At 44.4% G+C, this 12859-nt stretch carries 16 protein-coding genes and 1 pseudogene; 2 read left to right on the forward strand and 15 right to left on the reverse strand.

The window, feature by feature from the left end; all coding sequences use genetic code 11:
* Positions 1-133 precede the first annotated feature (133 nt).
* A complete protein-coding gene (locus DXA13_RS16555) occupies positions 134-421 on the forward strand; it encodes a helix-turn-helix transcriptional regulator (protein ID WP_118246121.1) in 288 nt (95 codons plus the stop codon).
* A gap of 167 nt (positions 422-588) precedes the next feature.
* Here DXA13_RS16555 and DXA13_RS16560 read toward each other — a convergent pair whose 3' ends face one another.
* The 12 genes from DXA13_RS16560 to DXA13_RS16615 form a co-directional block, all read right to left on the reverse strand.
* A complete protein-coding gene (locus DXA13_RS16560; protein WP_118246123.1) occupies positions 589-873 on the reverse strand; it encodes a hypothetical protein in 285 nt (94 codons plus the stop codon).
* Between the two features lie 186 nt (positions 874-1059).
* Positions 1060-1671, reverse strand: a complete 612-nt coding sequence (locus DXA13_RS16565) for a hypothetical protein (RefSeq protein WP_118246125.1) — start codon at positions 1669-1671, stop codon at positions 1060-1062.
* Positions 1672-1786: 115 nt separating this feature from the next.
* The gene (gene rpsR, locus DXA13_RS16570) at positions 1787-2053 is read right to left on the reverse strand and encodes a 30S ribosomal protein S18 (RefSeq protein ID WP_118246127.1); all 267 of its coding nucleotides are present in this window, start codon (positions 2051-2053) and stop codon (positions 1787-1789) included.
* Positions 2054-2073: 20 nt separating this feature from the next.
* On the reverse strand, positions 2074-2532 hold the full coding sequence (locus DXA13_RS16575) for a single-stranded DNA-binding protein (RefSeq protein WP_118246129.1): 459 nt from the start codon (positions 2530-2532) through the stop codon (positions 2074-2076).
* A 21-nt stretch (positions 2533-2553) separates the two neighbouring features.
* Positions 2554-2841: a 30S ribosomal protein S6 gene (gene rpsF, locus DXA13_RS16580; RefSeq protein ID WP_118246131.1), complete on the reverse strand. Its 288-nt coding sequence runs from the start codon at positions 2839-2841 to the stop codon at positions 2554-2556.
* 143 nt (positions 2842-2984) lie between these two features.
* A complete protein-coding gene (locus tag DXA13_RS16585; RefSeq protein WP_118246133.1) occupies positions 2985-3182 on the reverse strand; it encodes a DUF951 domain-containing protein in 198 nt (65 codons plus the stop codon).
* Positions 3179-3904: an NAD-dependent protein deacylase gene (locus DXA13_RS16590; protein ID WP_118246135.1), complete on the reverse strand. Its 726-nt coding sequence runs from the start codon at positions 3902-3904 to the stop codon at positions 3179-3181. The genes DXA13_RS16585 and DXA13_RS16590 overlap by 4 nt, the downstream gene beginning before the upstream one ends.
* A gap of 23 nt (positions 3905-3927) precedes the next feature.
* Positions 3928-4983: a GNAT family N-acetyltransferase gene (locus DXA13_RS16595; RefSeq protein WP_181995715.1), complete on the reverse strand. Its 1056-nt coding sequence runs from the start codon at positions 4981-4983 to the stop codon at positions 3928-3930.
* 52 nt (positions 4984-5035) lie between these two features.
* The gene (locus DXA13_RS16600) at positions 5036-5926 is read right to left on the reverse strand and encodes a phosphatidylglycerol lysyltransferase domain-containing protein (protein ID WP_181995716.1); all 891 of its coding nucleotides are present in this window, start codon (positions 5924-5926) and stop codon (positions 5036-5038) included.
* Positions 5927-6288: 362 nt separating this feature from the next.
* Complete coding sequence (galE, locus tag DXA13_RS16605; RefSeq protein WP_118246139.1) at positions 6289-7305, reverse strand: UDP-glucose 4-epimerase GalE; 1017 nt, start codon at positions 7303-7305, stop codon at positions 6289-6291.
* Between the two features lie 144 nt (positions 7306-7449).
* Positions 7450-8256 carry a hypothetical protein gene (locus tag DXA13_RS22545; RefSeq protein ID WP_118246141.1) on the reverse strand — a complete coding sequence of 269 codons (807 nt, stop codon included), beginning with the start codon at positions 8254-8256 and terminating at the stop codon, positions 7450-7452.
* A complete protein-coding gene (locus tag DXA13_RS16615; RefSeq protein ID WP_118246143.1) occupies positions 8240-8797 on the reverse strand; it encodes a hypothetical protein in 558 nt (185 codons plus the stop codon). The genes DXA13_RS22545 and DXA13_RS16615 overlap by 17 nt, the downstream gene beginning before the upstream one ends.
* Positions 8798-9008: 211 nt before the next feature.
* Here DXA13_RS16615 and DXA13_RS16620 point away from each other — a divergent pair, with 211 nt between their 5' ends.
* The gene (locus DXA13_RS16620) at positions 9009-9620 is read left to right on the forward strand and encodes a nitroreductase family protein (protein WP_118246145.1); all 612 of its coding nucleotides are present in this window, start codon (positions 9009-9011) and stop codon (positions 9618-9620) included.
* Between the two features lie 9 nt (positions 9621-9629).
* On the opposite strand, the gene DXA13_RS16625 is transcribed toward DXA13_RS16620, so the two are convergent.
* The 3 genes and pseudogenes from DXA13_RS16625 to DXA13_RS16635 all read right to left on the reverse strand — a co-directional run bounded on the left by DXA13_RS16625 (position 9630) and on the right by DXA13_RS16635 (position 12707).
* Positions 9630-10193, reverse strand: a complete 564-nt coding sequence (locus tag DXA13_RS16625) for a GNAT family N-acetyltransferase (RefSeq protein ID WP_118246147.1) — start codon at positions 10191-10193, stop codon at positions 9630-9632.
* A 5-nt stretch (positions 10194-10198) separates the two neighbouring features.
* The gene (locus DXA13_RS16630; protein ID WP_118246149.1) at positions 10199-10975 is read right to left on the reverse strand and encodes a ZIP family metal transporter; all 777 of its coding nucleotides are present in this window, start codon (positions 10973-10975) and stop codon (positions 10199-10201) included.
* A 119-nt stretch (positions 10976-11094) separates the two neighbouring features.
* Positions 11095-12707: pseudogene (locus DXA13_RS16635) on the reverse strand (CTP synthase).
* Positions 12708-12859 lie beyond the last annotated feature (152 nt).

Below are 12859 nucleotides of genomic sequence, written 5' to 3' on the forward strand. Positions count from 1 at the left end.
AAATAATTTTCACATAATATCATATCTTTTTCTTATTATATACTACTACTTTCCTTTTTTCAACTATTTGAATTTTTAAATTGCCAATAGTTTTCAACATTCATGTAAGATAACACAAAAGGAGAAGTAACATATGATCGATTTCAGCGACAAATTAAAAAAGCTGCGTGAAGGCAGACATTTAACGCAATCGCAGGTTGCACAGCAGATCGGCTGTACGTCCAGCATGATTTCTGCTTATGAATCCGCAATTAGGCGTCCGTCATACGAAAATCTGATACAGTTATCTAAGCTATTTCATGTTTCGACTGATTATCTGTTAGGCAACGACTCGAAATCTGCTTTGGATACTGCCATGCTGACTAACGAAGAGATAAATGCTTTAGCTTCTCTAATCAGTATAATGAAAAATAAGAAGTAGGATACGTGCGTATGTATCCTATTTTTTATTCCGCTCATACTTCGTTCCATAAAAACGGACGGGAAACGCCTTGACCTTGCGGTCCAGCCGTAGCAAATAGTTCCGCGCTTTCACGGCGCGTCACTATTTTTTATCGCTTCTTCCATACGTATTCCTGTTCTTTTTCTTTATTTATGTTTTACCTTATCTTTAATGGCCTCTGCCGCATTTTCCATTAATCCTATCTGAGTTTCGTTTTCTATCATTTTAGTTTCCAGCTCCTTTAAATAATTTAACATAATCCGTACAGCTGCTGCCTCAAATTCACAGTTGTCATCCTGCACATACCCAAGCCAATAGCCGGTGGTATCTAAAACCTTTTGTACATCCTGAAGCTGCCGAATCATCTGATCCATACTGTCTCTTAGTTCAAATAGTCCATCGTATATTTTAGTTAAGCTATTTTCAATCATTGTTCCCCCTCCTATTCTTCTATCTATATGTACCATTCCAGATTCGTAAAGTTTTATTTTATTTAAATTACGGTGCTTTTTTATTCATAGGTCAAACTTCCCTATAAGAACAAGGTCCTTCCCGGAAAACAAAAAAGCTGATGCTCCGAATTGCTTCGAGCACCAGCTTCCTTTTATTTATGTATTTTATTCTTTTTTCGTCCAGTCTATATCATATTTCTTTTCCATGGAAACCTTTGTCAGGCCCCCTTCTGTATCGAAGCCAAAGAACACTTCGTATTCATCGCCTTTATAGAACTGCATATACTCATCTCCGGTCAGACCTTCTGCCACCTCCTGAACCTTCTCATTTGTAAGCTCATTCAGCGGAACGCCTGCGAATTTGACAGCAGATTTATCGAAATCATAGCCATCCAGTTCCAGACGCGCAACTACTGCATCTCCCATAGGGCCTGCTTCTACGGTTATAATCGATATGTTTCCATAAATGATATCGTCTTTGCGAAGAGTACCGCCTGTATAATAGCTGTTTGCTTCCAGCTCCTGAGCCGGATCAATTTCATATACAGTTATGTTCTTCTGGCTGTCCATGTCTGAAACCGTGATCATAAATCCTGCATCCAGCAGCGTCCCAACCGATGTTTCTCCTACGACGATCTCTGTATCTCCAATTGTAATCGGATATGCCTGGTCAGCCGGGTCCGTCTCCGGCTCTGTCTCCGCTTTCTTGGATGAACATCCTGCTAAAAGTAAGATCATCAGAAGCGCAGCTCCTGTCCGGTAAATTTTTTTCATCATATTCATTCTCTCCCTCAATTATCGTAATAAACACAATCAGTTCCGTAAGTACAAAAAGGCTGCGCACCAGCCGGTTTATAAAACCAGCCAATGCAGCAGCCTTAAAAATGGACCATTAATCGCAGGTATATGGCATTAAAGCGATATGGCGAGCTCTCTTGATTGCTACAGTTAAAGCTCTCTGATGTTTTGCACAGTTTCCTGTGATTCTTCTAGGAAGAATTTTACCTCTCTCAGATACGTATCTCTTTAATTTATTAACATCTTTGTAATCGATGTCGCCATTCTTTTCACCACAGAATACACAAACTTTTTTTCTTCTGCGCATTCCGCCTCTTCTCATCTTGGAACCATCAGCTCTATCATTCTTGTTAAAAGCCATTGCTGTTACCTCCTTATATTTTAGTTAAACGGAAGACCTTCGTCTTCTACTCCGTCAGGAATGTTCATAAATCCATCGCCGATTGCGCTGGACGGCGCCGGTCTCTGTGCAGGTGCGGAAGCCTGATAGCCCCCCATATCTGCAGCTGATCCCTTGCTGTCTGCAAATTCCTGATCATCTACAATCACTTCTGTAGTATAAACCTTCTGACCGTCTCTGTTGGTGTAGCTTCCAGTCTGAATACGCCCTGAAACAAGTACGCGCATTCCCTGGTGGAAATACTTTTCTGCAAATTCTCCAGCCCTGTCAAATGCGACACAGGTGATAAAATCTGCTGTCTGTTCAGAACCTTCCTGGTTTCTGCGGCCTCTCCTGTCAACTGCAAGGGTATATCTTGTAATTGCCATAGAACGTTCGCCCTGGGAATACCTTACTTCAGGATCCCTTGTTAATCTACCCATCAAGATAACTCTATTCATACGATCACTCTTTCTTATCTATTATGCATCCTGTCTTACGCATAAGTATCTGATAACCGGTTCCATAATACGAATGTGAGCTTCTACTTCATTCGGGCATACGGAATCGCCATCAAACTGGATAAAGTAATAGTAAGCTTCCTTCATCTTCTGAATTTCGTAAGCTAATCTCTTCTTACCCCATTCATCAACGTTGGTAACAGTACCGCCGAAACGAGTGATATAACCCTTCACCTTTTCGATTGCTGCTGCTCTTTCTTCATCCTCGAGCTTTGCGCTAAGAACAACTGCTAACTCATATTTGTTCATGCTTTTCTACCTCCTTGTGGTCTCTGGCCCCTGAATTTCATTTTCGGGAGCAAGGATATTATTTGTGTCACGAGTAAATATTTTACCAGATATTTTCTTTGATTGCAAGCACTTTCCAAGAGAAATCCTTTAAAAATAAGGATTTACTCTCCTTTTTTCTTCAATCCTCTCGTATTTTTCTCCACCAGTTTCCTGGGTACCATAATCTGATGGCCACAGCCTGTACATTTCAGACGGAAATCAGCGCCTACGCGCAGAATTTCCCAGTCCTGGCTTCCGCATGGATGAGGTTTCTTCAGAGTTACAACATCACCTATTTCATAATTCGGCCGTTCAATCATATTTCCTCCATAATTCCGCCAAGGACCTCTCCGATTTTACCGCCGATCACAAGGTCAGCCCTTCTGTCGAGAGGCGTCACGTCCTTATTGATCAGAACCAGTTTATGTCCTCTATAATAATCGATCAATCCTGCTGCCGGATACACGGTCAGGGAAGTTCCGCCTACGATCAGAACATCCGCATGGCTTATGTAATCAACAGACTTTCTAAGCGTGTCCTGGTCCAGCCCTTCTTCGTAAAGAACTACATCAGGCTTAATTGTTCCGCCGCAGCTGCACTTAGGAACGCCTGTTGATTCCGCAATTGTATCCAGTCCATACAACTTTCCGCAGCGCGTACAGTAATTGCGGTGGACGGAGCCGTGCAGCTCCAGCACTTCCCTGCTTCCTGCAGCCTGATGAAGTCCATCGATATTCTGAGTGATAACTGCTTTCAGTTTTCCTTCTGATTCCAGCTTTGCAAGGGCCAGATGCGCTTTATTCGGCTTTGCCCCCGTCACGATCATTTTATTTCTGTAAAACCGGTAAAACTCTTCCGTCTTCTTCACATAAAAACTGTGGCTTAAAATCGTCTCCGGAGGGTAATCATACTGCTGATGATAAAGGCCGTCCGTGCTGCGAAAGTCAGGAATTCCGCTTTCCGTAGAGACACCTGCCCCTCCGAAAAATACTATATTGCTGCTCTCATCAATCCATTCTTTCAATTGTTCCCGTCCATCCATAAGCCTAAGTCCCCTTTCTGGTTTCAGACAACCTCATCAATAAATATCTTTCCAAGCGGTTCCACAAACTCCATCCATTCCCTTTTCATATCCGTCCGGTATCCTGTCAGCCACTCAATCAGTTCCCCCGGAGTAAAGACCGTACTTTCCTCTGTTGCGTCAGAAGGAACCTGGTCTGATATTTTTTCCAGAACAGAACCGGACATGCTTAACTTCCACAGCCAGATTCCGTTATTCTGGCGGATAAAATGGTCTTCTACACCGATTTTCACTTCCATGGAATGGATCCCGCAGTCATGTTTCAGGCGGATATTGGCGGTAAACTCTTCTAAACAGATCAGCCTGGCCATGACAGCCGGTTTCATCCTGTCTGCCTCTGCTGTACCCTTATCGCTCAGATATAAAAGACGCTCTTCCTTCTCTTTCAAGCCCCATAAGCAGCGGATTCCGGCAAGTTTGCCATCCCTGTACAGAAATATCCAGCTCCCGTCTTCACTGGCAAGTTCCGCGTCCAGCCTTTTTACATATTCTTCGGTTCTGATTGTATAAACGTCAAAACGCTCTTCCAGCCATTGATTCATCCAATCGGCCACCTTGGCGGCATCAGGAAGCTTCTCACCGGACGCTTCTGCCAGATGTCCTGCGGTGACTTTCCGTTCCTCATAGCCAGGGCTAAGTTTCCAGTACGGCTGATCATAAATAAAGCGGAAATCAAAAGGAGAATAGATTTTTTCACTGGCCGGCATGAGAAATGTAAACGGTACACGTTCCTCATACATATCCTCCATCATCTTCTCCAAAAGGCTTTTCATATGGCCCTCATGGCGTCTGTCCTGCCTTGTAGCTACCCCTACGATGTAATCCAGCCTGTACGCCCTGTCTCCGACCTTCATGTTATAGGGGTTCAAATGCAGCATAGAAAGAATCTCCCCTTCTTCTTCCTTAACCAGAACTCTGTTATCCCTGATTTTGTCCCTGAAATAGTAGTCGGCAAACTCTTTTGAATCTTCGGGAAATGCCGTTTCCCACAACCTGCGGCTCTTTTCCCGTTCATCCAGATATCTGATTTTTGTCTCCATACAGAATCTCAGCCCATTCCTTTCCTGTACCATTCTTACAAGATCTGTTCGATCATATACTTTCTTTCGAGGCAATGGGATTGTAAGACATCTTTGCCTTTCTCAGTCCTTCCAGCCCCAGATCGTCTTCACGGTTCACCAGAGCAACATCCGGAAATGCATGAATCAGGAATTCCCTGTTGATGTACTGGTACAGGCCGCGGATATCAGGATTCGCCTTTTCGATGTGTATAACTGCCATATTCTCCCTTGGATTCAGGCTTCCGATCGTAAATGCCTCCATTTTATTATCGATATAGACGCCCCCCATTTCAACAGGGAGCGACGAACAGTTCTTTAATATTGCATGGATTCCGTGCACCTCATAGTCCAGATGCTCTTCTACTTCCTCACCCTTCTGTTCCCTCCAGTGATCCAGGAATTTCCACACATCATCCCTGTCGGAACAGCATAATTTCCTGTATTCAAAACGGCCTTCATATTCTCTCATAAAGGCATTAATGTTGTTTTTCTTCTTATGAAGTTTCTTTCCTGCCAACGTACGGAGCGCTTCCCCATCATACAGGTAATCTTTTAAATCTTCCTGCTCTGTCACTCGGAACTTAGCCGGATCAAGATTCAGCTTCTTCACCCCTTCTTCATCTGCCAGATAGATTCGGAATGGTACGTGGAGAACCTCATTAAAATATTCCACCATTTCATAAAAATAATGCTCCAGCTCTTCTTCTCTGCATAACGGCATCGCCCCAAATGGTCCGCCCTTATCTTCCATCATCCACTGTACCGCTTTTCCATCACTGATTGCATAACGGACATGATAGAATTCCTTCCATAAAAAACTGTCAAGAAAAACACTGTCACAGCTCTTGTTTGGTCTCAGTCCGATAAAAGGAGTGATAACCGCCATATCTTCTGCTTCTACTGGTTTAAATTCAAGTTTCATTTTAATCCCTTCTGTATTCCCTATACTCTCTCTGTATTTTGTTCATTATGCTATATATTAGTATGCCTTATTCACTGTTCAGATATGCCGCCACAACTGAACTTCCGTCCGGTTTCCTGCACCGTAAGTCTGATCCGCGAGGCTGCGTATTCCAACTTCTTCCATTATATACTTTGACTCTCACAATTGTCAAACAAAGGCAAATCCTGCTGCCTCTCCTCTTTTATCACAAACCCATTTATGTCTGCCTGTTCCCCGTGCCTCGAGATGCCGGGGATCCCTGTTAAATAACAAAGCGGGATTCTCAAGGAATCCCGCTCAATGCAGCTGCCGCAGCGTCACATAATCATATCTTCTATCTTTTACTTGCGATAACCGTCCGGATTTTTAGACTGCCATCTCCAGCTGTCCGCACACATCTCATCGATGCCGCGCTCTGCCGTCCATCCAAGCTCTTCTTTCGCTTTCGTTGAGTCTGCATAGCATGTTGCAATATCTCCCGCTCTTCTCGGCTTGATTACATATGGAATTTCACGGCCTACCGCTTTGGAAAAAGCATGAATCACCTCAAGTACGCTGTAACCGCAGCCTGTTCCCAGATTGTATATATAAACTTCCGGTGCATCCCCGAACTTTTTCAGGGCCTTTACATGTCCGATCGCCAGGTCTACAACATGGATATAATCTCTTACTCCCGTCCCGTCAGGCGTGTCATAATCATCGCCAAAGACACCGACTTCCTTCAGCTTTCCGACCGCTACCTGAGTGATATACGGAGTCAGATTGTTCGGTATTCCCTTCGGATCCTCCCCGATCATTCCGCTTTCATGGGCGCCTACCGGATTGAAGTAGCGAAGCAGGATTACATTCCACTCCGGATCTGCCACATGAAGATCTGTCAGAATCTGTTCCAGCATGCTCTTTGTCTGTCCATAAGGATTGGTGATTTTTCCCTTTGGACAGTCTTCTGTGATCGGAACAAACGCCGGATCTCCATAAACAGTAGCAGAAGAACTGAAAATAATCTTCTTTACCCCGTGTTTTCTCATCACATCGCAGAGAATCAGCGTACCGGTAATATTGTTATAGTAATACTCCAAAGGTTTGGCTACAGATTCTCCAACAGCCTTCAGCCCGGCAAAGTGAATGACTGCATCAATCTTTTCTTTCGAGAAGATTTCTTCCAGTGCATCACGGTCCAGCATATCCGCCTTATAAAATGTCAGACTTTTTCCCGTAATTTCCTGTACTCTTTTCAACGCTTCCTCTGAAGAATTGCATAAATTATCGAATACAACAACCTCGTGTCCCTGATTCAGCAGTTCTAAACATGTATGGCTTCCAATATAGCCGGCTCCTCCGGTAACTAATATTCTCATGTTCTGCTCCTCCTTTTATTTCTCTGGCACCGATCCAATAGGGAATGGTTAAAGCTTCCTGCCAAGTGTTCCTATTATACCACGGCATATCCTCAATAAAAATCAGAATTTTTATGATCTATCTATAATATTTTTTTATTTGGATCAGCCAAACGACTTTCTCTCAAAACTTCCTTTAATCTGCATCTCTTCTCTGTATTTGGCTACTGCTCTTCTGGATATATGTATCCCCTGTTCGTCCAGCTTTTTTACAAGTTCCTGATCGCTGAACGGCTTCTGCTTATTTTCCCCTTCAATAAGCTCTTTAATAAACTGTTTGATTCCCATCGTGGTGATACCCTCATCGCCACTGCTTTCCTTGCTCGCGGAGGCTGTGAAAAGCGCCTTCATGAAAATGCTGCCGCTTGGATACTGTACGTACTTGCCTCTGATTGCGCGGCTGACCGTAGACGGATGAACACCCAGTTCTCTTGCCGCATCGCTCATTGTCATCGGTTTTAACGGCCCTTTTCCCTCCAGAAAATCAATCTGTCTCTCTATAATCAGATTCACAATTCCCATCATCGTCTGGCGGCGCTGTTCAATACTGTTCATAATAAACCGCACCCGCTCCAGCTTTGTTCTAAAATAATTAACCAGTTCTTCCTCACTGGATTCTTTCATCATCTGAAGATAATAATCGTTGATCCTGTAGTCCTGCACCCAGGAATCATTCAGTTCTCCTGTCCAGACGCCCTCTTCTTTCTTCAGCACAATGTCAGGAACAACATAAGAGGTTTTTTCCGTATTAAATCCTGTTAAAGGTCTTGGATTCAGTCCGCCGATATTTTCTATGCACTTTCTGACCTTTGCCGTAGGCAGCTTCAGTTCCCTGGAAATGACGCTTATTTTCCCTTCTGCGACCTGTTCCAGATATCCTTCCACGATTTTCCACTCATATGATTCTTCCATTCCTGTAACCTGAAGCTGTTTTAACAGACAGTGTTTTAAATCTTCTGCAAAAATGCCGTATGCTCCAGCTGCCGCAGATCATCCAGCAGTCTTCCGCCATCTGAACCGGAACCTTGCACATTTTTGCAACTTCCTCTACCGGAATCGTAAAAAAACCGTTATCTTCCAGGCAGTCAATCAAATACTCAATGACTCCCCACTGTTCTTCTGAATACTTGCCTTTATCCAGCTGCCACATCAGATACAGCTTTACCGTATCCTTTTCCTCTGCCGGAATAATCCCGTCATTTTTTTCTCTTTCTTCACTGATATCTTCGCCATGCTGATAAAACGGCATACTCACATATTCCGTACTCAGTTCCTGTGTCTTTACCGGACCGGAGCTTCCCCCAGTATAATCCAGAATCGGATTCTCCAGATATTCATCATGCAGAAAGCGATTCAGTTCTATACTGTCCATTGCCAGAATCTCCAAAGACTGTATCTGTGTCTGCGACAGCGTCTGTTTTTGTTCCAGCGCCATTTCAAAACCGACTTCCATACGATCCCCTCCTTTTCCTCTTTTCTTATGTATAATTAATCTCTTATTATCCACCTTTTAGAATATCATAAGTTTCCTTTTAACGCAAGAAAAAGGGCTCTCCACAGGCGCTGCCTGGCAGAAATCCCTTTTCGGATTATTTTATATTGTTTATTAATTTCCCATCCTGTATACTGATATCATATAATTATACATAAAGGAGATATGACTCATGCCCCTTACACCTGAAGAACTATTATCAGAAAGCCGCCTTAGGAGAACTTACCGAAAGTTTCTGCCTGATATGGTGGATCTGAATGGGATCCGCAACTGCATTATGACAGCCGCCACCGCTCCCAGCGGAGCAGATAAGCAGCCATGGCATTTCTGTGTTATCACTGACCCTGCGCTGAAACAGAATATACGGCGCGAAGCCGAACTCGTTGAACGCACATTTTACGAAGAAAAAATCAGCGATGCGTGGCGCCAGGATCTGAAAAAGCTGAAAACCGGCAGTGAAAAACCATTTTTAACAGAAGCTCCGTGCCTGATCGCAATTTTTAAGGAGCAGTACCGCATACTTGAGGACGGAAGCAGAGACATGAACTACTATGTCAATGAATCCATAGGTATCGCCATCGGTTTTCTTATTAATGCCATAAGGAATGCGGGTTATGCCAGCCTGACCTATACACCGGCTCCCCCTGCATTTTTGAGAACTCTTCTGAACCGGCCGGAAGGCGAGACTCCCGTTATGATCTTATGTGTAGGCAAACCAGATCCTTCCTATGAACTCCCAGTTTTAAAGAAAAAATCCCTAGAAGAAGTCTGCGATTTCTTCTGAAACAGATGATCAACAGTATTTACACATAATATGTCTGTCCAGTCCTCCATATTTTTTCACTGTGGCATCGATTTCATATCCCAGCCTAAGAAATGTATGGAGGCTTTTTTTATTGTCCGGGTGAACCGTTCCGCAGAGCCATACAGGACTCCCTTTCGTATTTTTCAGCTCTTCTTCCGCTGCTGCCATCAACCGGTACTGAATATGCCTTCCGGAATACTTTTTTGAAACAGCTGCCGATTCCATATGAAAAACTCTGTCCATCATACTTTCATCCGGCATTCGTTCCTGATTTTGTAAAACGCGCCCTAAATTGTCATCGTCTTTTTGCGGACAGCGGACAATCAGATAGCCGGCGAGCTCCTTCCTGCTTTCCTCTGTCTCCCGACAGTCTGCTGCCAGAACAAAGCTTCCTGACCCGTGTCTCATATGCTGCCTGATAAACGTCTCATCATCCGGAACGAACCAGTCTCTGTGTTCCAATCCCTGGCCTGCCTCTTTAATCAGGCGAACAATTTCTTTCACATCCGTTTCTTGTGCATGTCTGATCTCTATTTCCGTGCTCATATCCATACCAATTATCCTAACGCAACATCCAGAATCATCATAATTACAAAACCAATTGCAAAACCGATCGTACCGATATTGGAGTGTTCTCCTTCTGCTGATTCCGGTATCAGCTCCTCTACTACTACGTAAATCATAGCGCCTGCTGCAAAGGACAGCAGATAGGGCAGAACCGGCGTGATGTATGCTGCCAGAAGTATCGTAATTCCTGCTCCCATCGGTTCAACGATTCCAGAGGCCGTACCGTACATAAACGCTTTAGACTGGCTCATACCTTCGCTTTTTAGCGGGAGGGAAATGATCGCGCCTTCCGGAAAGTTCTGAATTGCAATTCCAAGAGACAGGGCAAATGCGCCTGCTGCCGTAATTCCGCTGTTCCCGTTCATCATTCCTGCAAAAACAACACCCACGGCCATGCCTTCCGGAATGTTGTGAAGGGTCACAGCCAATACCAGCATTGTCGTCTTTTTCCAGCTGCTCTTCGGTCCCTCCGGCTCCGTGCTCCCCACGTGGAGATGAGGAATCAGGCGGTCCATTCCAAGCAGGAAGGCGATTCCAAGCAGAAAACCGACTGCCGCAGGAATAAACGCAAATTTTCCCATATCTTCCGCCATATCCATGGCCGGCATAAGAAGAGACCACACGGAAGCTGCCACCATAACTCCGGATGCAAATCCAAGCAGCATTTTCTGGACTCTGGGCCTTATTTCATTTTTCAAGAAAAATACGCCGGCCGCACCGGCTGTCGTACCTATAAAAGGTATCATAATCCCAAGAAATATATTCATAAATTTCCCCTTTTTCGAAATAATCTGAATAATGAGTTGCTATATTTTTTATATTCTTTCCTGTATATTATGACACGTTACGGCTGAAATATCAATTATATTCATAGGTCCAGAGGTTCTTATGACTGTTTATGGCTGCTTAGGAGGCACGCCTTCACAAACTCTCTGAAGATCGGATGCGCATGGTTCGGCCTGGATTTAAACTCGGGATGATACTGTACCGCAATAAAAAACGGATGCTCCTTCAGTTCAATTGCTTCTACAAGGCGTCCATCCGGAGAGAGCCCGCTGAATACAAGTCCCGCCCTCTCCAATTCTTCTCTGAATTCATTGTTTACCTCATAACGGTGACGATGGCGCTCTTTTATTCTACTTTGCCCATAAATTTCTTTCAGACGGGAACCGTTTAGAATCTCACATGGATAGGCGCCGAGCCGCATCGTACCGCCCTTTGGAATATTCCCTTTCTGATCCGGCATTAAATCAATGACTAGATGCTTCGAAGTCTGACTGAACTCCCGCGAGTCCGCGTCTTCCATACCAGCTACATGACGCGCAAATTCCATGACCGCTACCTGCATGCCAAGGCATATACCAAAATAGGGAATTTTCTTTTCTCTGGCATAGCGTGCAGCTGCAATCATTCCTTCAATACCCCGTTCGCCAAATCCTCCTGGTACTAGAATTCCAGCCGCGCCTTTCAGTTTTTCAGCCATATCAGCCTCTGTAAGAAATTCCGAATCTACCCACTCTAATTTAATTTTAGCCAGATTTTCATACCCTCCGTGGTTTAATGCCTCCACAACAGACAAATATGCGTCGTGTAGTTCAATGTATTTTCCCACAATTGCTATCTTAACTTCTTTTTTGGCTTCACCGATCGTCCTGCACAGCCGGTTCCATTCCTCCAGCTTCGCCTCCCTGCAGTGCAGGTTCAGTTTCCTGCAAACAATCTCGTCCAGTTTTTTATCATGAAGCATCAAGGCACCTCATACAGGCTGCCCAAAGTCATGTTCTCGATGACACAGTCCGGCTCAACGTCGCAGAACATTGCTATTTTCTGGGGAATTTCATCTTCCAGAGGTTCGTCACAACGGGCAATGACGATATCCGGCATAATCCCCATTCCCTGGAGCTCTCTTACCGAATGCTGAGCCGGCTTCGTCTTATGCTCTCCGGAGCACTTAAGATACGGAACCAGAACCACATGCATGAGCAGACAGCGTTCATGACCCATTTCCCTGAAGACCTGGCGGATGGCTTCCAAAAACGGCTGGCTTTCAATATCGCCGATCGTTCCGCCGATTTCCGTGATTACCACATTCGCATCCGTATAAGTCCCGACTCCATAAATAAATTTCTTGATTTCCTCCGTAATATGAGGAATCACCTGCACCGTTTTTCCAAGATATTCCCCCCTCCGTTCCTTGTTCAGTACATTCCAGTACACCTTTCCGGAAGTCAGGTTTGACATCTTGTTTAAGTCTTCATCAATAAACCGTTCATAATGGCCCAAATCCAAATCCGTTTCCGCCCCATCTTCTGTAACAAATACCTCTCCATGCTGAAACGGGCTCATCGTGCCCGGATCGACGTTCACATACGGGTCCAGCTTCTGAGCCGCTACTTTAAGGCCTCTGGCCTTCAAAAGCCTGCCTAATGATGCAGCCGTTATACCCTTTCCCAGGCCGGACACGACTCCGCCTGTCACAAAAATATACTTTGTCTCCATCTGTTTTTCCCTCCATAAAAATATCCCGCTCGCGGTACGTTTTTGCTTCTCAGGTTATCGTCCTCTTTATCGCCTTGCAATAAATTGGGCTTTTCCGGAAAACAAAAAGATGTCCTCTCCCTAAGAAAATTATTAACAGATAACTGTATATC

This window comes from Clostridium sp. AM58-1XD (assembly GCF_003464085.1).
Taxonomy (GTDB): Bacteria; Bacillota; Clostridia; order Lachnospirales; family Lachnospiraceae; genus Lachnoclostridium_A.